We start from the raw sequence: 25,523 nt of genomic DNA, 5'->3' as shown, positions 1-25,523 counted from the left end.
GAACGGCACGCTCCGTGGTGTGAGAGGGGCTACAAGTTAGCCCCTACTTGATTTACTATATTATATGTTTCGTAATATCTTTAATTTTGGCAAACTTTTGATATTATAGATATTCTATAGAGGTTAAATTAAAAACATAAATAAAAGGATAATGATATCGATGTTTTGTGATTGATAAGTAAAAGTTATTAGCTAGAATTGTCTGAATAGTGAAAAAGCTATTTTTAGAAAGGAAAAGTTATATAGGCTTAAGAAATAAAAGTTAAAAAAATATCTAAGAGGGGCTAAAGTGATTTGTATCTATGCTGTAAAATCTATAGATACAGTTAAAAACAATCTAAATTGTATACAAAAGAATAAGAATTATGGTTTAAATTAATGGAAAAAACGCTGATTGATAAAAAAATAGCTAAAAAAACAAAAGAAGTAATATTCAGATAAAAGATTTTTTGAGCATAAACAACTTGCAAAAAGTGATAAGTTGTATATATTTACAAAAACTGTAATACTTCAAATTGTTTCAAAAAAAATCAAAGTTAAAATTAAGTTTTTTCAAAATTATGACAAATGAAAAAGAATAGGCATTGTAAATAAGGATTGATATTTCAACAGATGTAGATAAAAACTAAATAAAATTTCTATGCAGAATAAAAATTTTATGGAAAAAATTATTATCTGACTTAAAAATGGAAAACGTATTCAAATTGATTTCAAAACGATAGAAATGAAAAATGATTATGCAAAATAAATTAGAAAATTGAAGAATTAACTAAAAAACAATGCAAAAAATTAAATTTATGAAATTGACAAAATCGTAAAATAAAAATATAATAAATATAATCTAAGAATATTATTAAAAAGTTTGGCCAATTTCAAAAAGACAGGTGGTGAAGAGATGTCATCTATTGAATTAATAAAAGTTATCAATGAAGCAGAAGAACAGGCCGATAAAATTAAAAAAGATGGAGTTCAGGAAGCGAAACAAATCGTAGCTGATGCAAATAAAAGAGCATCGCAGTTAATACTTGAAGCAGAAGACAAGGCAGATGCTGAATACAATTTAGCAATAAGCAAGGCCGAAGAAGAAGCTGGAAAGGTATATGATAATACTATTGAACAAACATCAGAAAAGAGCAGAGTGATTTTATCAGAAGCTGAAAAAAACATTCAAGCTGGAGTAAAGGTTGTTCTAGAAAGGATTGTGAAGTCTAATGTCAATTGTTAAGATGAAAAAACTTTCTGTCATAGGACTGAGCAACAATAAAGAAGAGCTTATAAAACATTTAATGGATCTTGGTGTAGTTGAATTAAGTGCACAGGATCAAAAACTTCTTGATGAAGAGTGGGCTAATATAGTTGTAAAAGATGGTAACGAAGATGAAGTAAGTAGAATTGATTCAGAGCTTCAGAAAATTTCTACAGTACTAGAAACACTTGAACAGTACGACAAGTCTAAAAAGCCTCTTATAAAGACTAGAAGAGCTATTACAAAGAGAGAATTTAAAAAGGTTATGGAGGATAAGGAAAATATCCAAAGTACAGTGGAAAAGGTTTATAAGCTTTACAATAGTCTTGTGAATCTGAAAGGACAAGAAAATAAAATAGAAACTAATATGGTTTCATTAAAGCCATGGCTTTCTTATGACATACCTGTTGAATTAAGGGAAACAGAAAGTACTGAGATTCTAATGGGGGTTGTTCCTAGCGTAACAGAGATAGAAGCTATGAGAGCTGCTGTAGAAAAAGCTACAGATAGAACAGTATTTAGACTTATCGGAAGCGATGCAGATCAGCATTACTTATCTATAATAGCTCTAAAAGATGATATCGAACTTGTTTTAGATTGTGTTAGACAGTTTGGATTTAACAAAGTTACATTCTCAAACATGTACGGAACACCAGCTGAAATAACAGGAAGCTATGAAAAAGAGCTTGCTGAAATAGCAAAAGAAAAAGAAGTAGTAGAAGCGGATATAACTTCTATGACAGGAGAAATCAAAAAAGTAGAATGTTTATACGACGATACTATAATAGAAAAAGACAGAAATCAGATAAGAAATAGGCTTTTAAAAACAGAAGCTTCTTTCTATTTTGACGGATATATGCCAGCAGTGGCAGAAAAAAGCGTTCAGAGAGTGCTAGAAGAAAATGAATGTTATTACGAATTTAATGAAATTCCAGAAGGAGAAGAAGCACCAGTATTACTACACAATACAGGCGCTATATATCCTTTCGAAGCGATAACAAATCTTTACGCATTACCTGAATACAAGGAAATAGACCCTACAAAATGGTTAGCACCATTCTACTTTATATTCTTCGGTATGATGCTAAGTGATGCAGCATACGGAATAATAATGGCAGTTGGATGCTTTATAATATCTAAAAAATTCAGACTAGAAGGAATGATGAAAAAACTTATAAATATGTTCTTCTGGTGTGGTATTTCAACAGCAATTTGGGGAGCATTATTTGGTGGTTGGTTTGGAGATTTACCAACAGTTGCAGCTAAGACATTCTTTGGAATAGACAACTTTGTAATCAATCCACTTTGGTTTAACCCAGTAAATGACCCTATGAAATTATTAATATTCTCATTCATACTAGGTGGTATACATTTATTCCTAGGTATGGGAATACAGGCATATATGCTTATAAGAGACGGTAAACCATTAGACGCATTATTTGATATAGGTTTATGGTATGTACTTTTAGTAGGTTTAGTTCTATTTGGTGTAGGTGGAAATATAGGACCAGCATTTGCTACAGCAGGTAAATATATGTCAATCATAGGTGTTGTAGGTATCCTTCTAACAGGAGGAAGACGGAAAAAAGGAATATTCGGAAAGATTACAGGCGGTTTAGGAAGCTTATACAATATAACTTCTTATTTAGCTGATATTCTTTCATACTCAAGACTTCTTGCCTTAGGTCTTGCTACTGGAGTTATAGCTCAGGTTATAAATACAATGGGTAGCTTAGCAGGCGGAGGAATAAAAGGATCTATATTATTAATAGTAGTTGCGGTATTTGGACATTTATTCAACTTAGCAATAAATGCATTAGGAAGTTTCGTTCACGCCAGCAGACTACAGTACGTTGAATTCTTCGGAAAATTCTACAAAGGCGGAGGAACAGCGTTTGAACCATTTGATAAAAAGACAAAATATGTCGACATAGTTAAGGAGGAAGATTAATATGTCAATCGGTACAATGTTAGCAATTTTAGGAGCATCATTAGCAGCAATAGCAGGTATAGGAAGTGCGATAGGTGTAGGTATAGCTGGGGAAGCAGCAGCAGGAGTAGTAGCAGAAGACCCTAAAAAATTCGGTCAGACACTAATCATGCAGGCTCTACCAGGTACTCAGGGTATATATGGATTATTAATAGCTTTCATCATAATGCTTAAAATAGGTCTTATGGGTGGAAGTGGAATAGCAGATTTAACAGTTGCACAGGGTGCAGCAATATTAGCAGCAGCAGCACCTATAGGAATAGTTGGTGTATTCTCAGCTATAGCTCAGGGTAAAGCAGCAGCAGCTGGTATAATGCTTATAGCTAGAAAACCAGAAGAATTAGCAAAAGGTATGATATATGCAGCAATGGTTGAAACATATGCCGTATTAGCATTACTAGTATCTTTCTTAATGTTAAACGCAATAGCTTTATAATAACAACAGTAACAGTTTAAGGATGTGGATATAATGAGTATTGAAAAAATAACAGAAAAAATACTTTCTGAAGCTCAGGGATATGCAGATAATGCTGTTGCTGAAGCAAGAAAACAGGAAGCAGAAATAATAGCTAAGGCACAGGCCGATGCAGATAAAATACTTTTAAATGTCCAGAACAAGATAAAAGCTGAATCAGAAAAAGTATTCAGCAGAAGAAATTCGCTTGCTCAGCTTGAAACAAGAAAAATGCTTCTAAAAGCTAAACAGGGTGCAGTTAATGAATGTTTCGAGAGAGCAGTTGCAGAAGTCCACAATATGGACGAAGAAAAATACATAGAGTTTCTAGCAGATACTTTATCTGACATAGGTGTTAAATGTGGAGAAGTTCTTTTCAATGCTAAAGACGCTGAAGCTGTTGGAGAAAAAGTAGTTGTTCTGGCAAATGAAAAAGGAAATAACTTTTGTTTATCAAGTAAAACAATAAATGCTAGTGGAGGATTCAAAGTTGTAGCTGGTAAAGTTGAAATAACTGCTACTATAGAATCTATAATTGAAGATATAAAAGAAGAAATAACACCTGATGTGGTAAAGGCATTGTTCGAATAATACAAGGCTTATCCACTTTAAAGAAAGGGGATTGATTGATTTGGCAAAGATTAATGATAGAGATTACGTATTTGCCACTGCCTGTGTAAGAAGCGGAGAAAAAAATATGCTTAGCCACGACAAAATCGAAAAAATGGTTGAAAGTAAAAATCCGGAAGAAGCACTAAAAGTACTTACAGAAATGGAATACGGTGGAGCTATTCCGGATGTAAAACCACAGGATTTCGAAGTGCTCTTAACACGGGAACACAAAAGAACTTACGAATTTGTTAAATCAATAGTTCACGATCCTGAGTACTTTAACATATTTTTATATCAGTCAGACTACCATAATATAAAGGTTATATTAAAAGCAGAATTTTTAGGAACAGATCCTGAACCATTCTTTATGGGAAGTGGAAGTATAGATACTAAAGATCTTGTTAATATGGTAAGAGAAAGAGACTTCGTTGGAATGTCTACAGAAATGAAGGATGCTATAGAAGAAGTTCTTGATGTATTCGGAAGAACTAAGGATCCTCAGCAAGTAGATATAATTCTTGATAAAGCATGCTATAAAGATATGATAAGACTTGCGGAAAAATCAGAAAATACATATTTAAAAGGATATGTAAAACTTCTAATAGATACTATTAATTTAAGAATATTTGTCAGAATGAGAAGAATGAATAAATCTTGGGACTTCTTCTCTAAAGTGTTTATAGAAGGTGGAAATATAACAGAAAAATTCTTTATAGCAGGATACGATGAACAGCTTGAAACATTTGCTGAAAAGCTAGTTTCTTATGGACTGTCAGATGTCCTAGCTGAAAGTATTCCAATGCTTAAAGAAAGTGGCAGTTTCACAATGCTTGAAAAATTATGTGATAATCGTTTGATGGAATATGTAAAAGATTCAAGATATAAATCTTTTGGAATAGAAGCAATAGTTGGTTACATATTAGCTAAAGAAAATGAAATAAAAGCAGCCAGAATAATAATGGCTGGTAAATTAGCTGGACTTCCATCAGATAGAATAAGAGAAAGGCTGAGAGTAAGTTATGTATAGAATAGGAGTAATAGGTGACAGAGATAGTGTTGTAGGATTTAAAGCTGTTGGACTAGATACATACCCTTGTATGAACTCAGACGAAGCTAAAAAAGTTCTACACCAGCTTGTAACTGAAGAGAATTTCGCTATTATCTACATAACAGAAGGTCTATGCAAAGATATGATAGAAGAAATAGACAGCTATAAATCACTAATAACACCAGCTATAATTCCTATACCAGGAGTTGACGGAAGCTTAGGAATAGGAATAGCAGGAGTTAAAAAGAATGTAGAAAAAGCAGTTGGAGCTGATATTCTTTTCGGAGATAAGTAAGAAAACAAATTATTAATTTTAATTAATATAGAAAGAAACGGTGATAAAATGAGCCAAGGAAAAGTAGTTAAAGTATCTGGACCACTTGTTGTTGCTGAAGGTATGCAAGAAGCCAACATGTTTGACGTGGTTCGTGTCTCAGATGAGGGACTTATAGGTGAAATAATCGAGATGCGTGGAGATAAAGCATCTATTCAGGTATATGAAGAAACAGCAGGTCTTGGACCAGGAACAAAAGTTGTATCAACTCACGCTCCTCTAAGTGTTGAGCTTGGACCAGGACTTATAGAAAATATGTACGATGGTATCCAGCGTCCACTAGAAAAAATGGTGGAAGTTGCAGGATCTAATATATCAAGAGGTATAGACGTTTCAGCAATAGACAGAGATAAAAAATGGGAATTTGTTCCTAAAGTATCTGTTGGTGACGCTGTACAGACTGGAGATATAATAGGTACAGTTCAGGAAACTGTTGTTGTAGAACATAGAATAATGGTTCCTGTAGGAGTAAAAGGTACTGTTAAAGAAATAAAATCTGGTGAATTCACTGTAGAAGAAACAGTTTGTGTTCTTACTCTTGAAGATGGATCAGAAAAAGAATTAACAATGATGCAGAAATGGCCAGTTAGGGTTGCAAGACCTTACAAAGAAAAACTAGTTCCAGATATGCCTCTAGTTACTGGTCAGAGAGTTATAGATACAATGTTCCCTATAGCAAAAGGTGGGGTTGCAGCTGTACCGGGACCTTTCGGAAGTGGTAAAACAGTTGTTCAGCATCAGCTTGCTAAATGGGCAGACGCAGAAATAGTTGTTTATATAGGTTGTGGTGAACGTGGAAATGAAATGACAGACGTTCTTCGTGAGTTCCCAGAACTTCAGGACCCTAAAACTGGTGAATCACTAATGAAGAGAACTATACTTATAGCTAATACTTCAGATATGCCGGTTGCAGCCCGTGAAGCATCTATATATACAGGTATAACAATAGCAGAATACTTCAGAGATATGGGTTACTCAGTAGCACTTATGGCAGACTCTACATCAAGATGGGCCGAAGCTCTTCGTGAAATGTCAGGACGTCTTGAAGAAATGCCAGGTGAAGAAGGTTACCCAGCATACCTAGGATCTCGTCTAGCTCAGTTCTATGAAAGAGCTGGTAGAGTAGTAAGCTTAGGAACAGAAGGAAGAGAAGGTGCACTATCTGCAATAGGTGCCGTTTCACCTCCAGGTGGGGATACTTCTGAACCAGTTTCTCAGGCTACTCTTCGTATAGTAAAAGTATTCTGGGGACTAGATAGTGACCTTGCTTACAAACGTCACTTCCCAGCTATAAACTGGTTATCAAGTTATTCTCTATATGTAGACAGATTAAACAAATGGTTTGACAAAAACGTTAATAAATACTGGTCAACAAATAGAGCAGACGCTATGAAGTTACTTCAGGAAGAAGCAGAACTTCAGGAAATAGTACAGCTAGTTGGTGTGGATGCACTTTCATACTCAGATAGATTAAAACTTGAAATAGCAAGAACAATACGTGAAGACTATTTACATCAGAATGCTTTCCACGATGTAGATACATATTCTTCACTAAACAAACAGTTCTTATTATTAAGATTAATAATGCTATTCTACAACAGAAGTGCAGAAGCAATAGCAAACGGAGCTGATTTTGATAAATTAGTAGAACTTCCAGTAAGAGAAAGAATAGGAAGATTCAAATACGTAGAAGAAAAAGACGTAAATGAAGTTTACGCAGCAATAGATGAAGAAATGGTAAGTTGCTTAGCAGACTTAACAGCTAAGGAGGTGGAGTAATTGATAAAAGAGTATAAGACTATTGCAGAAGTGGCCGGACCACTGATGCTTGTTAAAGACGTAGAAGGCGTAACATATGACGAACTTGGAGAAATAGAACTTCCTTCTGGTGAAAAAAGAAGATGTAAAGTACTAGAAGTTAATGGGAATAATGCTCTTGTTCAGTTATTCGAAAACTCAGCAGGTATAAACCTAGCTGAAAGTAAGGTAAGATTCCTTGGACATGGTATGGAACTTGCCGTATCAGAAGAAATGTTAGGTAGAGTATTTGATGGTATGGGTAGACCAAAAGATGGTGGACCAGACATAATACCAGAAATGAAATTAGATATAAATGGGTTACCTATGAACCCTGCAGCTCGTGACTATCCGTCTGAATTCATACAGACAGGTGTATCTGCAATAGATGGACTAAACACATTAGTTAGAGGACAGAAACTTCCTATATTCTCAGGATCAGGTCTTCCTCATGCAGAATTAGCATCTCAGATAGCTAGACAAGCTCAGGTTCTTAACAGTGAATCTAACTTCGCAGTTGTATTCGCTGCAATGGGTATAACATACGAAGAAGCAGATTACTTCGTATCTGACTTCAAAAGAACAGGTGCTATAGATAGAACAGTTCTATTTATGAACTTAGCAAATGACCCTGCTGTTGAACGTATATCTACTCCACGTATGGCGTTAACAGCTGCTGAATATCTTGCATTTGAAAAACACATGCACGTACTAGTTATATTAACAGATATAACAAACTATGCAGAAGCTCTTCGTGAAGTATCTGCAGCAAGAAAAGAAGTTCCAGGTAGAAGAGGATATCCAGGATACCTATATACTGACCTTGCTACAATGTATGAAAGAGCTGGTAGAAAAATGGGTTGTGAAGGTTCAATAACAATGATACCTATATTAACAATGCCAGAAGATGATAAAACTCATCCAATACCAGACTTAACTGGATACATCACAGAAGGACAGATAATACTTTCTCGTGAACTTTATCGTAAAGGTGTTACACCACCAATAAACGTACTTCCTTCACTATCTCGTCTAAAAGACAAAGGTATAGGTAAAGGAAAAACTAGAGAAGACCATGCAGATACAATGAACCAGTTATTCGCTGCATATGCTCGTGGTAAAGAAGCTAAAGAGCTTATGTCAATACTTGGTGAAGCTGCACTTACAAACATAGACAAAAAGTATGCAAAATTTGCTGATGCTTTTGAAATGGAATATGTAAATCAGGGATATGAAACTAATAGATCTATAGAAGAAACTCTTGAAATAGGATGGAAATTATTAACTATACTTCCTAAGAGTGAGTTAAAACGTATAAAAGATGCTAACATAGAAAAATACTACCCTGAAGAAACATATGATCCAGATGCTAAATAAAAGAAGGGGGAGTAGGCTATGGCAAGACTAAATGTAAATCCTACCAGAATGGTACTTGCTTCTTTAAAAAAGCGTCTGAGTGTTGCCAGTAGAGGACATAAACTTCTAAAAGACAAACGTGATGAGCTAATGAAAACTTTCTTAGATTTAGCAAGAGAAAATAAGGTTTTACGTGAAGAAGTTGAAATAATGATAAGCGGTGTTTATCAGAACTTCAGTATAGCAAATGCTGTAATGTCATCACAAGCCGTTGAAGAAGCACTTATGTATCCAAAACAGGGTGTAATAGTTAATGTTGACAAAAAGAACGTAATGAGTGTTGATGTACCAGTATTTGACTTTGAAACAACTACAAATGACGTTACAGATATATACTCATATGGATTTGCAACAACTTCAGGAGAATTAGATGCAGCTATAAGTGAATTATCTAGGGTGTTCCCAGTAATGCTAAAGCTAGCAGCTATGGAAAAAGAAGCAAATCTACTTGCTGATGAAATCGAAAAAACAAGACGTCGTGTTAATGCACTTGAGTATGTAATGATACCTCAGCTTCAGGAAACTATCAAATACATAACAATGAAACTTGACGAAAATGAAAGAGGAAATCAGACAAGACTAATGAAAGTTAAGGATATGATGCTTAACGAAGCCATTGAAGAAAAAAGAGCTCAAGATGAAGCTATGTATAATGAGTATAAAGAAACACATCAATAGAATTAATCAGGCTGTTGCAATTTTGCAACAGCCTTTTTTTGAACAAATATATTATAAATTTACTCCTTATGAGCAGGTGAATCAAAATTTGCTAATCCTTTGTTATTATGCGAAGCATATGAGATATAGATAAACTTCTCTCCAGATTCGACGCGTGAGCAAGAAAAAGTTTTGTTTCTAATAAAATACACGTCTCCAGATTGTATTCTATTATTTGTTCTTTCAAGTATGAAATAAAGTTGAAAAATGAGAATGAGATTTATATTTGTAGGCTTATTGTAATGAAGATAAAAACTCGATATGGTATAATTAAAAATAAGCGAAATGTAATGAAAAAGAGGAAAAAGTTAAACTTTATAGAGAATAAAAGATAAATAGTAAGTCCAAGAGAAGAAAGAAGGAAAATTATGCTTCCTAAAAGAGTAAGACAGTTTGTAATGAATTTAACTGATAGAATTAATGAAGATGATTACGAATACGTAAAGTCAAAGTTAGATGATAGAGAGTATGAAGTTTTTAATACTATTTCAAAGTCTGAGCAGAAACACAGTGTGAGAGTTGCTCGTGAGATAGAGTGTATAATAGATGAAGTTGAAAAAGAAAATGACTTTGAGAGCGGTTATATACTTACAAATGGGGAAATATTAGATAGAAAGGTAATATTACCCGTATGTGATGATATTTTGAAAAATAAGGATATGTTTGTAAAGGTTGGGCTGCTTCATGACGTTGGCAAGAGCAGACAGAGAATTAATATAATAGATAAATCTATAATAGTTATACTAAATAAATTGACTAGCGGAAAACTTAGAAATATAAATTTAAAGAAAATTCAATGTTATTATAATCATTCAGAGTATAGCTACGAGATATTAAAAGAAATAAATGAGGATAATGTTTTCTTAGAGATTGTGAGAAATCATCACAATGAAAATTATTCAAATGATACGTGTGTAGATGAAAAATATTACCTGGGAAATATAATTAGGTTTTTCCAGGGAGTAGATGATGGCAATTAAGTAACTACTAGATAAATTAACTGATAGTAATAGCGTTAAATACTATAGTAGTTAAAATGTATAGTGAATAAAATATATAGAAATCGAGGTGTTAATATGTCGAATACAAAATTAAATATGGATAACATAAAAAACAAATTAAACTCACAGGAATTTAAAGCTCAAATTGAAAAAATATCAACTGTAAATTCTTTAGTGGAATACCTGAAATCTGAAAACATGGAGTACAAGACATATGAATGCTTCAAAATGATTTCAGACATACCTAGAAATTCTGGTAAAGAAAAGGAAATAAGAGATTTTATTAAAAAATTTGCAGAAGATAGAGGATACAAAACTTATCGGGATGAATTTAATAATGTTATCGTGTATGTGCCAGCATCTGAAGGAATGGAAGATAGAGATTCTATAATGATACAGGGACATACTGACATGGTTTGTGTAAAAGAAGGTGGAAATGTGCATAACTTTGACACAGATCCGCTAGAATTATACACAGAAAATGGAATGTTAAGAGCAAGGAGAACAACTCTTGGTGGTGACGATGGAATTGCAGTCGCATATATGATGAGCATAATGGATAACAAAGACATCAAACATCCAGCGCTAGAATGTGTATTTACATCAGATGAAGAGGGAAGTTTTATAGGTGCTGAAAATTTAGATATGAGCAAATTAAAATCTAAAAAACTATTAAACATCGACTCAGAAGACGAAAATGTAATGATTGTTAGTTGCGCTGGCGGAATGGCGTTTGAAAACAGAATAAAATTTGAAAGAGTAAATTCAAAACTAGAAAATCCATCGGCATGTAGGATAAAAATATCTGGATTAAAAGGTGGGCATTCTGGTTCTGACATACACCTAGGTAGAGCAAATGCGATAAAATTGGCAGCTAAAGTATTAGAATATCTTGAAGGAGATAAAATAGAATTTGAACTTGTATCTATAAAATCTGGAGAAGCTCCAAATGTAATCCCTTCAAAATCTGAAACTATAGTGCTTATGGAAGAAAAAGACGTAGAAAAAGTGATGTCTACTGTTGAAAAAGCACAAGAAAATATAACAAAAGAATACAAACACTCAGAATCTAAGATAAAAATAGAATTAGAAAAAATAGACAACAAAGAATTAAAAGCTATAGAAAAAATAGCTAAGGAAAGAATAATATCTTGGATTGCAAACTTCAAAAATGGAGTATTGACTATGAGCGAGGATGTAGAAGGACTAGTGGAGTCTTCTGACAACGTTGGAACAATATCTACTTTGGAAGATGAAGTAATAATAGTAAACGAGTGTAGAAGCTGTGAAGACAAAAAAATAAAAGAAATAAAAGCGGATATGGAAGAACTTTCAAAATCTCAACACACAGAAATGGAAATAAAATACTCATATCCTGGATGGAAATTCAATCCAAAATCAGAAGTTAGAAAATCATTCAACGAAAGCATAGAAAAAATATTCGGAAGAAAATCTCAAGAACTAGCAGTACACTCTGGACTAGAAGTTGGATTTTTTGTAGATGGCGTAGAAGGTGTGGATGCAATATCAATAGGTCCAAATATGTTAGACATACACACACCAGAAGAAAAACTAGACATAATATCAGCTCTAAAAATATGGTATGCGCTGATAGATTTTCTTGAAAAATAGAGAAGTACAAAAAAACAAAAAGGAGAATTAATTGTGGAAGAATTAAAAAATGCTATAAGAGAAATATCAAACTCAAAGCCGTACAAAATAGTTATAAGCAATAGAAAAAACAAAGATGTGGAATATAAAAAAATAAACATAAACCTAAAAGAAGCTAAGGGAAGAGAATTCTATCAGGTGGAAAAATTTACAGAAAAGCAGGTATTCCATGAAAATATCGAAATAGCTGACTTAGAAGCTAAAATATTTGAATTTATGGAAGAAGACTTCAAACAGTTAGATGCTTGGTCAGAAGATGAAAACTTCAACATCAAAATATCTAAAAAAGGAAAAGTATTCTTTGGAAGAAAAGGTGGAAACAATGTTTCTAAAGCAAAACAGTCAAAATCACACAACAAAGAAAAAGAATATATAATCAAAGAAGGTATGGACGTGCCAGCACTAGTTGATCTGGGAGTATTTACAAAAGAAGGAAAAGTAGTCAAATCTAAGTACGACAAGTACAAACAGATAAACAAATTCATAGAATTAATAGATCATGAAATAAGAAAAAATGACTACAAAGAACTTACTATCTTGGACTTTGGATGTGGAAAATCTTACCTAACATTTGTACTTTACTACTATTTTGTAGAGATAAAGAAAATAAATGTAAAAATGATAGGGCTTGATTTAAAAGAAGATGTAATTAACAAGTGCAACGAAATTGCAAAAAGATACAACTACGAAAATCTTCACTTTGAGCTTGGGGATATAAATGGATATAAATACAACAACAAAGTAGACATGGTAATCACGCTTCATGCATGTGACACAGCTACAGATTATGCGCTTTACAATGCGATAAAATGGAACACTAAGATGATATTCTCAGTACCATGCTGCCAGCACGAACTAAATGCACAGATGAAATCAGAAGATTTATCAATCCTTACAAACTACGGGATAATACAGGAAAGAGTTGCGGCGCTTATGACAGACGCTATAAGAGGCAACTTGCTTGAAAGTGTGGGATACAAAACTCAGCTACTTGAATTTATAGACATAGCTCACTCTCCTAAAAATATCTTAGTGAGAGCCGTTAAATCAAACATATCAAAAGAAAAAAGAGAAAAAGCGCTAAAAGAAGTAGATAATCTAGTTAAAGAATTTAACTTTGATCAGACACTATACAGACTTCTAAAAGAGGATGGTTTAATATAGTTTAAAAATCAGAAAATCATAATTAAAAATTCTAAAAAAAGGAAAAGGGTGGAAAAAATGATTACAATAATATCTCCAGCCAAAAATATGAGAAAATCTGAAGACTGGAAAGAACTAATTGACGAAGGGGAGCTAAGCTGCCCAAGACTTTACGAAAAATCAAACGAGGTACTTGCTCATATGAAGGAGTACATAACTGAGGAAATACGGGCAATAATGAAAATAAAAGAGGAACTAGCTCAGTTAAACTACTGTAGATTTCAGAGAATGAAACCTATATCTTGTTGTAAAAATTCTAAAGACGGCAAAGAAAGTCCTAAATTTACTGGAAAAACACCAGCTATATTTGCCTACGATGGAATACAGTACAAAAGTATATCGCCAGAAAGCATATCAAAAGATGGGATAGAATTTTTAAATGATCACCTTAGAATAATAAGTGGACTTTATGGAGTGCTTAGACCTTTTGACATGATTGACGAGTACAGACTTGAAATGCAGACTAAAGTAAAGATTAACGACAAGGCAAATCTATATTCTTTTTGGGATGGCAGCATCTCTGGAAATATATCTGAAGACTTAGGTGGAGAAGGAATTGTACTTAATTTGGCATCAAAAGAATACAGTAAAACTGTAGAAAAATATTTTGATAACAAAAAATCAGAATCAAAAATAAAGCTGATTACATGTACATTCAAGGTTGAAAAAGCAGGAAAATTAAAAGTTGAATCGACAGCTTCTAAAAAAGCTAGAGGATATATGGTTAGATACATAGCTGAAAACAAAATTGACGATATAGAAGGTGTGAAAACTTTCAATATAGATGGATTTACATACTCTGAAAATGAATCTACAGAAAAAGAGATTGTATTTGTAAAGAAGGTCGATTAGATGAAACTAAAAATAAAAGTTAAACTAGAATTAAGTACAGATAAACTAAGAAAAAGAAAAAATAAAAAAGTTAGAGGAAAAAGAGGAAAACTATGGAAAAAATAGCAGTAATAGCTGGAACTCCGATAGACACTCAAATGGGAGCGGAGTTTCTTCAAAAAAAGGGATTAGAAACTGAGGAATTTCCAGTATCTGAAAACCCTGTTGAGCAGACAAAATTCCAAGCAATGCCACAGGAAACAAAAGAATTGGAAATGAAAAAAATAATAAATAAAATAAAAGAATGTGGAATAAAAAAAATATTTGTATACTGCAACTCTCTAAGCTCGGCAGTAGATATGGAAAAACTATCAAAAGAAGAAAACATCGTAATAGTAACTCCAATGGATGCGTACAAAAAAATAGCTGTGGACTACAACTCAGTAGGTGTATTTGCAGCTAACAACCAGGGACTTGCAGGAATTGAAAGAACAATAGTAGAAAAAAACAAAAACTGCAATGTCATAGGAATAGGAATACTTCCTGTAGTACTAGATGTAGAAGCTAAAAAACAAGCTCAAGACATAATAGCCGACAACCACCTAGACTTGGCGGTTGAATTCTTTGAAAAAAACAAAGTTGAAGCGATAATACTTGGATGCACGCATTTTCCATACTTTGAAAAAGAACTAAAAAAATGCACTGAACTGGAAATAATAAACCCATCAGAAACAATGCATAAAATTTTAATTGAATACTAAAAAATAAAGAGCAAGGTTTGTAACTGCATAATTTGTGGAAAACTCCTTTGGCTCGAATAATAGTAACCTCCTCTCCAGGCAATCAAGTTGCATTGTCGAGTTCGGTTTACTATTATCCTCACCAAATCGAGTCTTCTCCAAAAATTAATGCAGTTACAAAACCTTGCTCTCATCTTTTATACTCTTCAAACTAAAATTTTGGAAAAGAATAGTAAAAAGTTTAAAGTAAGTAAATAGAGATAAGTAATAAAGGTGAGTATATAAGATAATATTAAAATAATTTTATTATATTTGATGAGAATAGTAGCATTTTAGTTGCGAGATTAATAAAAAGTTAGGCTGTTTAATTTTGTAATTAGCTTTTTCGTGACATAATATTTTATAAATTTACTATATTGTAAAGAGTGTGTTAAATCAAAATTTATAGGAATAATAACTAACTTGCTAGATTGAAGGTCATAGACAAAACGCACTCGACAATCTGCAGACGTGCATTTTAATTACAACAAAATACTTTACCTGCACGCACGTCGAAGCCTGGAGAGAAGTTTGTCTATGACTTCAATCCCCGAGAGATATTAACCTATAAATTTTGATTTAACCACTCTTAAACATATAGAAAATTTATAACTGATTATAAACAAAAAAGCTATTGCAAAATTGCAACAGCCTTATTTTATTAATCTATCCAACCAAAATGCTTGCAAGCATATTCTATTCCATCATCGTCAGCATTTTTAGTTACAAAGTCAGCTTTTTCTTTTAATTCGTCAATAGCATTTCCCATAGCGATTGAAGTCCATTCATCTCTGAACATTTTTAAATCGTTTTTCTGATCACCAAATACTACGACATCTTTGTATGGAGCGCCAAAATGGTCCATAACTGCCTTTATTCCAACAGATTTATCATCTGGCTCAACAAATAAGTATGCATCGTGGAATCTTACAAAAGGAAGATTTTTAAGAGCGACAAGAGTATCGTCTTCCTCAGGTTTGCAAGCTATGTAAAGCTTGTAGTATGTGTCTATCTTTTCTATATCTAAATCAGGATCGACAATAGTTTCCATATAAACGTCCTCTGTAACATTTACAAAATCGTCGTTTCTAGTGTATCTAGTCTTTGAATTATCTATAGAAATACCCCAAGGGATGTTTCTACTATCGGCTTCTTTTAAAAGGGCAATACAATTCTCTTTATTAAGAGGCTCGATATGTAAAAGCTCTCTATTTATAGTTATACCATTTCCGCCGTCGCTAACCATATTGTCAAATCCAAGCTCGTCTAAAAGCTCAACTGCCTTTGCGTGACTTCTACCTGTTGCAATGGCTAAAAAATGACCATTTTCCTCTAATTTTTCTAATGTTCTTCTTGTAGACTCTGGAACATATGGTTCTGGGAAACCTGTAGAAAGAGTTCCGTCTATGTCAAAGAAGAAATACTTCTTAACAAATTTTTCATTAGTACTAATAATAATCACCACCTTAAAATAATTTTTGCTATAAAGAAATGGTACCACAAAATTCAAAAAAATAATATCCATTAAATGTAAAAAATTGATTAATACAAATCTCAAAAGCTAGAAAATTACAGAGAATTTGAATAAAGAAAATTGTAGAAGTCATTTTTTTTGTAGAAGTATTTATTTTATTTCTTTTTTGTTCTATTATATTAATTAAAGGGAAATGAAAACTAAGAAATATTTAAAAATTAGAGAAAGGATGGCTATATGAACGTATTAAATATAGATAGAATAATAAATCTAAGAAAAGAATATCAGTCAGTAAAAGAGGATTTTGCAGAAGCTGTCCTTGATAGAGCGGAAAATGTAATAAAAAAAGAGGTACTCATAAAATCTACATACCAGTCACACTTTGGAATGTACGAGCTAGCAATACTTAAAACAGAGGTGGATAGAAGAATGCTTCTGAGAAAGCTTGAGCTGGCAAATGAATATATGAAGGCAAATAAGGACATAGACGAGGATAAAATAAGGGAAATTGCTGAGTCTGAGCAGCTTGGACTTTTAGAGATAATAGAGAATAAAAAATCTCGGATACAGAAGGCAAACGACTTTTTAAAAAGAGATAGATTAAACACTAGGGAAAAGGAAAGAATGAAAGACAGCATGAAGCTACTTACATTGAAACTTCATCCGGTATTAAACAAAAAATCAGATGAAAAATCTATTATGATACTTGAAAGAGCGTTGGATGCATTTATAGACGATAACTACGGAAAAATGAGGATGTTAGAAAATATTTTAGATGCGTCATGTGAAAAAGAAGAAAATATAGACGAAAAAACAATGGTCAAAGAAATTGAAAGAATAAGAAGAGCTATTGCAGACGAGGTAATGCAAGCGGCACTTGAAAGAAGAGAAAAGGTCTTTGAAATGGAAGATTTAGTATTCAATTTGAAAAAAGTTGAAGAGCAAAAAGAAGCTTTAAAGAATGAATTAAAGATAGAGCAGCAAGCTAGGGATGATTTAAAATACAAACTAGACTTACTTGAAAAAATATACAACTTCAATGTAGAATAAATAGGGAAATTTAGAGAAAAGAAAAAGGAGGAGCTATGGCAGGGAGACTTGACTTAACTGAGGGAAGAATTGCCGACAAGCTTATAAGGTTGGCGCTTCCAATTATGGGAACATCTTTTATAAACATAGGCTACAATGTAGTCGACATGCTTTGGGTTGGTAGAGCAGGAAGTTCTGCAGTTGCAGCAGTTGGAACAGCAGGATTTTACACTTGGCTAGCACTAGCATTTATAGCGATATCGAGAGTTGGTGGAGAGGTAAAGGTTGCACAGAGTATGGGAGACCACAACCTAGACGAAACAAGAGCCTACATAAAGGCAGCAATAGAAATAAACATCGTGCTTGCGATATTATTTGGAGCAGTGCTTATAATTTTCAACCGACCACTTATTGAACTGTTCAGACTTGGTGATGAACACGTAACACAGCAGGGAAGTACATACCTTATAATAGTAGGACTTGGAATGGTATTTTACTTCATAAACCCAGTATTTACAGCAATTTTCAATGGGTTGGGAGATAGTAAGACACCATTTATAATCAACACAACTGGATTATTAGTCAATATATTCTTAGATCCAGTACTTATATTAGGGTTTGGACCAGTTCCTAGCATGGGTGTAGCTGGGGCTGCGATTGCCACAATAACTGCACAAGCTTGTGCAACACTCATATTCATATACAAAATTGCTAAAAAAGAAGGAATATACTTTAAAATAAGATATTTCAAAAATATAAAACTTAGCTACCACAAAGAACTATTTATATTAGGACTACCAGTCGCAATACAGAGTGGTATGTTTACAGGATTTTCTATGTGTATAGGAGTAATAGTTGCTAGATGGGGACCGGTAGCGATTGCAGTACAAAAGGTCGGAAACCAAATTGAGTCTATTGCATACACAACTGCTGACGGGATGTCGTCATCTGTATCTGCATTTGTAGGTCAGAACTATGGAGCAGGAAAAGTTGATAGAATAGAAAAAGGAGCTAAAGTTGGAATAATGTTTGCAATATTCTGGGGGGCGCTAACAATGTGCCTACTAGTATTTGGAGCAGACTTTATCTTTAAATTCTTCATAGACGAGCCAGAAGCAAGAAGAATAGGTGCAAACTACCTGATGATACTAGGATTTGGGGAAATATTCCAATGCCTAGAAATAATCGTAACTGGTGTACTAAGAGGACTTGGAAGAACATACATAACATCTGCTGTAAGTATAATATTTACAGGTGCAAGAATACCAATGGCACTACTACTATCATCTGTATTAGGAATGGGACTAACAGGTGTATGGGTGAGTATCTCGCTTAGCATGGGAATAAAAGGAATAGTAATGCTATCAGTATATCTAACATACAAACGCAAAGGAAAACTAGTATAAAAATATTAATAAATAGGCTATTACACTTTTGTAATGGTCTATTTTTATGCTTTAAACAACAAAGAATCTCCTCTCCAGGCAATCAAGTTGCATTGTCGAGTTCGATTTCTTTGTTATTCAAAGCAAATAGAACCATATACAAAAGCTGTAATAGCCACATTTATTAAATTATAATTACTGCGTAAAACAGAAAAACTTGGAACAAGAAAAACCACTCTTTATAAGCTAGTAAATTTATATAAGATTAAAAAAGAAAACTGCTTGAAAAATATAACAACAGTCCTCTAAGTAATTATCTAGTTTAAAGTACATATGGAAGAATGTAAAATGTGTAAAATATTTTATCATCAAGGAAAATATATCCATATTCAACGAGTAAATAGTATAAAAACTGAGGGCAAGAGAAATAACTGCTCTAAAGCGACAATTCCCCAACTGTATCAAAATAAAAAAGCTGTTGCAAGAATTTTGCAAGGAGTCCCTTTAAGACTTAAATACAAGTAGTTCGCAGCGACAATTCTGCAAGCGCCCAACATCATTGAAATGTGTTATATGAATGGGTTGGGCGCTGAAGCCTGGAGAGCGAATACTTGTATTAAGTCTAGGGATCCTGCAAAATTTGCAACAGCTTTTTTATTCCTAAGTAACAACTTATATAAACTCTTGAAGTTTGATGACTTTATTATGTAAAGAATTTATATATCTGCAAAAAACGAACGATAATGATAGAATATAGGCATAAAATACTGAAATGATATAAATATTTTATAGACTAAAATATAATTATAGAAAAAAACTAAAAAAAAATAAAATAAACAATAATAAGTTTATAAGCTTGTAAGCTTTGAAAAATATGGGTTATAAGCGTATTGACCATTTCGGAAAATAAATAGTAAAAGAGATAAAGCTAAAAAAGTATGAATTTATAATTTTCTGATAAATATAGAAATACACTTGCAATATTGCAAAATTGATAGTATAATTTGAAGAGTAATAGGGAAAGAAATATTTAAAAAGACTTAAATAATAAAAGTAACGACAAACAACATAGCAATCAACTAACTTAACCATATAAATTTTATGTAAATAAAAGACTGTATCACTTTCTGCTGCGTGAACAGTTTTTTATTTTTTTTGTGGTAAAATATTAAATGTGAGAATTTTTTTGCTTGAAATTAAAATAAAAAATATCTATAATATTATATGAAATTTAATTAGGAATAGAAATATTTATGAAATCAAGTAATATCAATATTCTTATAGGAATTAATTGATGAAGATTATATCAAATGAGAATAAAAACGGGGAGGGATAATTTTGATTTCAGAAGCAATTATTAAAAAATTTATAAAAAACAGCGAAAATGTGGAAAATGAAGAGGTAAGAAACAAATACGGGACTGTAGCAGGGATAGTTGGGATAGTATCAAACCTGCTTTTATTTATTTTAAAGTTCAGTATAGGGTTCTTGAGTGGAAGTATAGCAATTACAGCAGATGCATTCAACAACTTCACAGATATGGCATCTTCAGCTATAACTATGATAGGATTTAAACTGGCTAGTATGCCAGCGGACGAGGAGCATCCATTTGGGCATGGTAGACTTGAGTATTTATCAGCATTAGTGGTTGCATTTATGGTAATGTTTGTAGGTATAAAATTCGTACAGACATCATTTGAGAGAATAATGAACCCAGTAGCAGTACAGTTTAGCTTAATACCATTTATATTACTTTTATGTTCTATGGCGGTTAAATTCTGGCTTGGAAGATTTAATAAGCATGTAGGGGAAAAGATAGACTCATCTGCATTAAAAGCAGTTGCAGTTGATGCTATGGGTGATGTGTTTACATCAGGATGTGTTGTACTATCATATTTAATAGCTAAGTTTACAACATTCCCACTAGATGGATATGTAGGTATAGTTGTTTCATTAATAATATTATACGCAGGGTTCTCTTTAATAAAAGAAACTGTTAGCCCACTTTTAGGAGAAGCTCCAGATGCTGAGATGGTAGACGCAATAGTAAATGGGTTATTAGAGTACAATATAATATCAGGTGTGCATGATTTAATAATACATAACTACGGCGTTGGTAGATGTATAGCCTCTGTACACGCTGAGGTGCCTTGTAATATAGATATAATGGAAATCCACGAGGTAATAGACGACGCAGAAAAAGACTTATCTAAGAAATTAAACATACACCTTGTAATACACATGGATCCAATAGCAGTTGAGGATGAGGATTATATCCAGACTAGAACTGAGCTTGCTAGAATAATAGCTAGAAATGAAAAGATAGAATCTATGCACGATTTAAGAATAGTAGGTAAGGGAGATAAGAAAAATCTAGTATTCGATGTTGTTGTAGATGGAGATTTATCACACGGTGAAGAAGAAGATCTAAAAAATTGGGTAAATGGAGAAGTTCAGAAGCTTCACCCTGACTACAATTGTGTAATATTAGTAGATAAAAACTACGTAAAAAGACATTTTTAAACTATAAATAATAATACCCCCCTAGTTTTTACCAGGGGGGGTAATTTTTTTATTATTTTGAAGAGAAAATTGATTTTACTATAGTAAGTATTTCAGAAAGTAATTCGAAGTTTCCTTTAACACTTTCCTTTGTAACTATTATATCAGCAGCGACATCTGTAACAACCTCGCTTACATCTCTAACATTTTCTCCAACCTGTCCAAAATCATCTACAAGCTTAGGAAGCTTTGAGATTGATTTTGTAATATTTCCTGTGTTATCGTCAAGGACGATGTTTACCTTATCTAAAACAGAGTTTAGATTTTTAACAGTAGAAAGTAAATTTATTATTAGCTTTATTAAAAGTATAAGCGCTACACAGCCTATAATTGCTAATATAAATAAGATTGTATGTAAATCAATTGTGATAGTCATAATCTAATCTCCAATTCTAAGCTTTTGGTTCTTCTTCTTTTTCAAGAGCTTCAGCTGCTTCTTCAAGAGCCTCAACTACTTCTTCAGAATCAACACCACATTCTTCACACTCTTCACAAGCTTCATCTACAGCTTTTTTAGCGTCAAGGTATTCTTTTATCTTAGCTTTAGAATCGTTGAATTTTTCTTTCTGTGCGCCTATAACATCGCCAGCTTTAGCTTTTGCACCAGCTGCTTTATCAGAAACTGCATCTACAGCCTGTTTAGATGCGTTTTTTATGTCTTCTCTTGTTTCTTTACCTGATTTAGGTGCTAATAATATACCACCAACAGCACCTGCTGCTACACCGGCAGCAACACCTGCTGCAGCAGTTTTAGCTTTTTTAATTTTTTCTGCTTTGATTTTTGCCTGTCTTTTTGCCTGGATTTTTTTTGATAAACTCATTAAAAACATCCCCTTCCAAATGTATATTGAAAAATTTTTGATTTATACGTTATAAATAATATATACCCATTGTAGATAAAAGCAAACAAAAAATGTGAATTTTCAAAAAAAAAAAAACTATAAAAATAAGCTACAGCCATAAAATTGACTGTAGCAATATTTTTTAGAGTATATATTTTTCTATTTTCTATCTATATTTTCTTTGATTTCTTCAAGTATAGATCTATGTTTTAAAGATTTCATATTAGGGAAGGCTTTTATAACTCTTCTTCTTAATACGCCATGACCTTTAGTTTTTAATTCGTCTATTCTACTACTTAAAGACTTAATTTCAAATTCAAGATCGTTCATAACTTTGTGTTCTTCTTTTATAAAGTTACCTCTAAAGTCGCTTGATAATAGCTCTTCCATTTCAGCTGGAGAGTATTTAGACAATCCAAGCTCTTCAATCTGGTTTGCAAGACTAGCCTGTAAATGACCTTTGACAACTTCCAGATGTCTCTTTTTCTTTTCAAGTAAGTCTTCGTGAAGTGTATGAAGTTTTTCGAGTCTTTCGTTAAGATGAAGTATAGTACTAGCTGTAATAATTGTATCTACTATAAAATATGTTCCAAATAATATAGAAAGTACAAATGCGACATTTGTATTTATTTTAGCTACAAAATCATCTACAGCTGGATGCACGACAAGCATAACGAAAAGCGACATCACACCAAACATCAACGAGTTCTTTAAACAAACTCTACCATTTATATTGTATTTGTATGTTGAATAATCCCACCAAGACATATGGAAGATCTTTTCCAAAAAATAACTTGTAATATACTCTAGTGTACTTGTAACAATAATACTTGCGATAAATAGTACTGGTATATTATTTACAAATGGAGAGAGTATAGAAATAACCAATAATGCTCCGAATCCGTATATAGGGCAGAATGGTCCATTTAAAAACCCTCTATTGACCAATTTCTTTTGCCCAATAGAGCAGTAGGTACTCTCACACACCCAACCAAGGAAACTATATATAGTAAAATATAATACCTGGAGATATAAAATTTTCATGTAAAAAATCACCTCATTTAAATATTTAAAAGACAAGCAAAAAGCTTGCCCAAAAATACGCTACATACAAGTAAAATACTTGATTGTAGACGCATATATTTCAAAAATTTATTCACTTTCTATCCTATATAATATCGAAATAAATTCTTTAGTCAATTATAACCCTTCCATATGAAGAATGTTTGAGATTGAAGAGAATATAATATATTTTTTATAATATAAAAAACTTAAAAAATAGGAAATGTAACAAGTAGTAGAAGAAATAGGTCTAATTGTAACAATTAAATAGAATTAGTAGACAATTTGTAACAAATAGTTACAAACTATGTAACTATTTTACAGCATTTGAAAAAAATATTTTTTGAAAAATTTACAACTCAAGTAAACACTTGTTGTTACTTTTGGTATTGGCTTAGCCTTTGAAATAGCCAAAAAACAAGCAAATTATTATAAAAATTATAAAAAAACACAATACTCATTGTTGTTTGTTGTTTGTAAAATTTTCAAAAAAAGTCTTTACAAAGCTGTAACCTTTATATTATTATATATACAAGGTTGAAAAAGTTACAAAAAAGTAACAGAAAGATATATGAAAAGTAACAAATTGTAAAAAATGAAAATTAGTGAGATTAAATAAAAAAATAATACGGAGGATTATATGTTCAATTTAAAGAAAAAACTAAGCGTTATAGCATTGACATCGATAATGCTTTTATCGAGTACAGGATTTGTATTTGCAGATGAAGCAGTAAATGATATAGAAACAGTTCAGATAGAAGAAAATGTAGAAAGAACTTCTATAAATGTAGATGGATGGATACAGAGAGGAGACAGCTTCTACTACAATAATGAAAGTGGAAAAGCCATAACTGGATGGAAAGTTATAGATGGAAATAACTATTACTTCAATAAAGACGGAAAAATGGCTGATGGTTGGACTGAAATAAATAGAAAAACTTACTACTTCAACAAAGAAAAAGGAATGCACACAGGTATACAGACATTAGAAAATGGAAAAACTTACAACTTTGGTAAAAATGGTTTTGTTGGTGAAAGTATAGTTAGACAGAATGGTAAAATACTTTACTTCAACGAAAAAGGTAAACTTACTTCTACAGGAAAATCATACAAATCAAATGCCTCAGCGTATTCTGGACATTCAACAACATCAACTGGACAGAAACCAAAATGGGGAACAATAGCTGTAGATCCAAAAGTAATACCATACGGAACAAAAGTATATATACCATACTTCAACAAAACATTTATAGCTAATGACTGTGGTGGAGCAATAAAAGGAACTAAAATAGATATATTCATGAATTCAAGAAAAGAATGTTACAAATTTGGAAGAAGAAACATAGAAATAATCGTATTAAACGACATAAAATAAGACAAACAATTTCTTCAAACTCAATAAATAATACTCAGTAAAAGAGGGCTGTTGCATATATTGCAGCAGCCCTCTTTTATTGTTGTAATCTGCTATGAATTTAGTATCTTCTAAAGAGTGTGGTAATCAAAATTTGCTAATCTTTTGTTACTATGCGAAGCATATGAGATATAGAAAAACTCTTCTCCAGGCTTCGACGCGTGAGCGGAAAATAGCTTTGTTTCTAATAAAATACGCGTCTGCAGATTGTCGAAAGAGCTTTGTCTATATAACTCATATGCTACATACTATCAATACCCTTATCAAATTTTGAAATTATACATCTCTAAGAAGATACTAAATTCATAGCAGATTGAAAAATAAAAGAGATCTGCTTATCAAAATATAGCAACAGTTTGAAAAGTGGATACCAATAGAATTTGTGAGTTACAAAAATATCTGCAGTTAGCAATTTTACCTACTTTTTAAATTATAAAAATATATGGGTTGTTAGCAATAATTTTGCAACAAAGCCTTTTTTATTATATAAGCGATTATAGATTTACTAACTTATAAAGAATGTAATAAGAAAAATTAGCCGAGTAATGTGATAGTATATGGAATAATAGTATATAGACAAAACTCTCTCGACAATCTGCAGATGTTGATGGGGTCCCAATTTGTTGAACTTTGTGAGATAGTAAAAAAACTATCTC

Annotated in this window: 22 protein-coding genes; 18 read left to right on the top strand and 4 right to left on the bottom strand. The window is 32.4% G+C overall.

Annotated features, from left to right (window positions below):
• Positions 1-895 precede the first annotated feature (895 nt).
• The 14 genes from DWX74_RS09810 to DWX74_RS09745 all read left to right on the top strand — a co-directional run bounded on the left by DWX74_RS09810 (position 896) and on the right by DWX74_RS09745 (position 15,081).
• Positions 896-1,225 (top strand): hypothetical protein, encoded by a 330-nt coding sequence (locus DWX74_RS09810; protein ID WP_040410364.1) that lies wholly within the window; start codon positions 896-898, stop codon positions 1,223-1,225.
• On the top strand, positions 1,212-3,197 hold the full coding sequence (locus DWX74_RS09805) for a V-type ATP synthase subunit I (RefSeq protein WP_118549789.1): 1,986 nt from the start codon (positions 1,212-1,214) through the stop codon (positions 3,195-3,197). The genes DWX74_RS09810 and DWX74_RS09805 overlap by 14 nt, the downstream gene beginning before the upstream one ends.
• 1 nt (position 3,198) lies before the next feature.
• On the top strand, positions 3,199-3,672 hold the full coding sequence (locus DWX74_RS09800) for a V-type ATP synthase subunit K (RefSeq protein ID WP_118549788.1): 474 nt from the start codon (positions 3,199-3,201) through the stop codon (positions 3,670-3,672).
• 33 nt (positions 3,673-3,705) lie between these two features.
• Positions 3,706-4,281 (top strand): V-type ATP synthase subunit E, encoded by a 576-nt coding sequence (locus DWX74_RS09795; protein ID WP_118549787.1) that lies wholly within the window; start codon positions 3,706-3,708, stop codon positions 4,279-4,281.
• A gap of 40 nt (positions 4,282-4,321) precedes the next feature.
• Complete coding sequence (locus DWX74_RS09790) at positions 4,322-5,329, top strand: V-type ATP synthase subunit C (protein ID WP_158573266.1); 1,008 nt, start codon at positions 4,322-4,324, stop codon at positions 5,327-5,329.
• Positions 5,322-5,645 carry a V-type ATP synthase subunit F gene (locus tag DWX74_RS09785; protein ID WP_118549785.1) on the top strand — a complete coding sequence of 108 codons (324 nt, stop codon included), beginning with the start codon at positions 5,322-5,324 and terminating at the stop codon, positions 5,643-5,645. The genes DWX74_RS09790 and DWX74_RS09785 overlap by 8 nt, the downstream gene beginning before the upstream one ends.
• A 48-nt stretch (positions 5,646-5,693) precedes the next feature.
• Positions 5,694-7,463: a V-type ATP synthase subunit A gene (locus tag DWX74_RS09780; protein WP_118549784.1), complete on the top strand. Its 1,770-nt coding sequence runs from the start codon at positions 5,694-5,696 to the stop codon at positions 7,461-7,463.
• On the top strand, positions 7,464-8,858 hold the full coding sequence (locus tag DWX74_RS09775; RefSeq protein ID WP_006439793.1) for a V-type ATP synthase subunit B: 1,395 nt from the start codon (positions 7,464-7,466) through the stop codon (positions 8,856-8,858).
• An 18-nt stretch (positions 8,859-8,876) separates the two neighbouring features.
• Entirely contained in the window at positions 8,877-9,575 is a 699-nt protein-coding gene (locus DWX74_RS09770) for a V-type ATP synthase subunit D (protein ID WP_006439794.1), read from the top strand.
• Between the two features lie 407 nt (positions 9,576-9,982).
• Positions 9,983-10,594 carry an HDIG domain-containing metalloprotein gene (locus DWX74_RS09765; protein WP_118549783.1) on the top strand — a complete coding sequence of 204 codons (612 nt, stop codon included), beginning with the start codon at positions 9,983-9,985 and terminating at the stop codon, positions 10,592-10,594.
• 96 nt (positions 10,595-10,690) lie between these two features.
• Positions 10,691-12,247, top strand: coding sequence for a beta-Ala-His dipeptidase (gene pepD, locus DWX74_RS09760; RefSeq protein ID WP_118549782.1), 1,557 nt, complete (start codon positions 10,691-10,693; stop codon positions 12,245-12,247).
• Positions 12,248-12,280: 33 nt separating this feature from the next.
• Positions 12,281-13,450, top strand: coding sequence for a class I SAM-dependent methyltransferase (locus DWX74_RS09755; protein WP_118549781.1), 1,170 nt, complete (start codon positions 12,281-12,283; stop codon positions 13,448-13,450).
• Between the two features lie 57 nt (positions 13,451-13,507).
• Positions 13,508-14,341 carry a peroxide stress protein YaaA gene (gene yaaA / locus DWX74_RS09750; RefSeq protein WP_118549780.1) on the top strand — a complete coding sequence of 278 codons (834 nt, stop codon included), beginning with the start codon at positions 13,508-13,510 and terminating at the stop codon, positions 14,339-14,341.
• 92 nt (positions 14,342-14,433) lie between these two features.
• Entirely contained in the window at positions 14,434-15,081 is a 648-nt protein-coding gene (locus DWX74_RS09745; protein ID WP_118549779.1) for an aspartate/glutamate racemase family protein, read from the top strand.
• Between the two features lie 679 nt (positions 15,082-15,760).
• Here DWX74_RS09745 and DWX74_RS09740 read toward each other — a convergent pair.
• Entirely contained in the window at positions 15,761-16,600 is an 840-nt protein-coding gene (locus DWX74_RS09740) for an HAD hydrolase family protein (RefSeq protein WP_242649220.1), read from the bottom strand.
• Positions 16,601-16,810: 210 nt separating this feature from the next.
• Here DWX74_RS09740 and DWX74_RS09735 point away from each other — a divergent pair, with 210 nt between their 5' ends.
• From DWX74_RS09735 to DWX74_RS09725, 3 genes are all read left to right on the top strand, one after another.
• Positions 16,811-17,623, top strand: a complete 813-nt coding sequence (locus DWX74_RS09735; RefSeq protein WP_118549778.1) for a hypothetical protein — start codon at positions 16,811-16,813, stop codon at positions 17,621-17,623.
• A gap of 35 nt (positions 17,624-17,658) precedes the next feature.
• A complete protein-coding gene (locus tag DWX74_RS09730; RefSeq protein WP_118549777.1) occupies positions 17,659-19,008 on the top strand; it encodes an MATE family efflux transporter in 1,350 nt (449 codons plus the stop codon).
• Between the two features lie 1,317 nt (positions 19,009-20,325).
• Complete coding sequence (locus tag DWX74_RS09725) at positions 20,326-21,510, top strand: cation diffusion facilitator family transporter (RefSeq protein WP_118549776.1); 1,185 nt, start codon at positions 20,326-20,328, stop codon at positions 21,508-21,510.
• 52 nt (positions 21,511-21,562) lie between these two features.
• On the opposite strand, the gene DWX74_RS09720 is transcribed toward DWX74_RS09725, so the two are convergent.
• The 3 genes from DWX74_RS09720 to DWX74_RS09710 form a co-directional block, all read right to left on the bottom strand.
• Positions 21,563-21,925, bottom strand: coding sequence for a hypothetical protein (locus DWX74_RS09720; protein ID WP_118549775.1), 363 nt, complete (start codon positions 21,923-21,925; stop codon positions 21,563-21,565).
• 16 nt (positions 21,926-21,941) lie between these two features.
• On the bottom strand, positions 21,942-22,370 hold the full coding sequence (locus DWX74_RS09715; RefSeq protein WP_286164323.1) for a YtxH domain-containing protein: 429 nt from the start codon (positions 22,368-22,370) through the stop codon (positions 21,942-21,944).
• 180 nt (positions 22,371-22,550) lie between these two features.
• Positions 22,551-23,435: a putative ABC transporter permease gene (locus DWX74_RS09710; RefSeq protein ID WP_118549773.1), complete on the bottom strand. Its 885-nt coding sequence runs from the start codon at positions 23,433-23,435 to the stop codon at positions 22,551-22,553.
• A 658-nt stretch (positions 23,436-24,093) separates the two neighbouring features.
• On the opposite strand from DWX74_RS09710, the gene DWX74_RS09705 reads away from it, so the two are divergent.
• On the top strand, positions 24,094-24,828 hold the full coding sequence (locus DWX74_RS09705; RefSeq protein WP_118549772.1) for a 3D domain-containing protein: 735 nt from the start codon (positions 24,094-24,096) through the stop codon (positions 24,826-24,828).
• Positions 24,829-25,523: the final 695 nt, after the last annotated feature.

The organism is Peptoclostridium sp. AF21-18 (assembly GCF_003478825.1).
GTDB lineage: Bacteria > Bacillota > Clostridia > Peptostreptococcales > Peptostreptococcaceae > Peptacetobacter.
The sequence above is the reverse complement of the archived record's forward strand: the minus strand, read 5'-3'. Positions and strand labels throughout refer to the sequence as shown.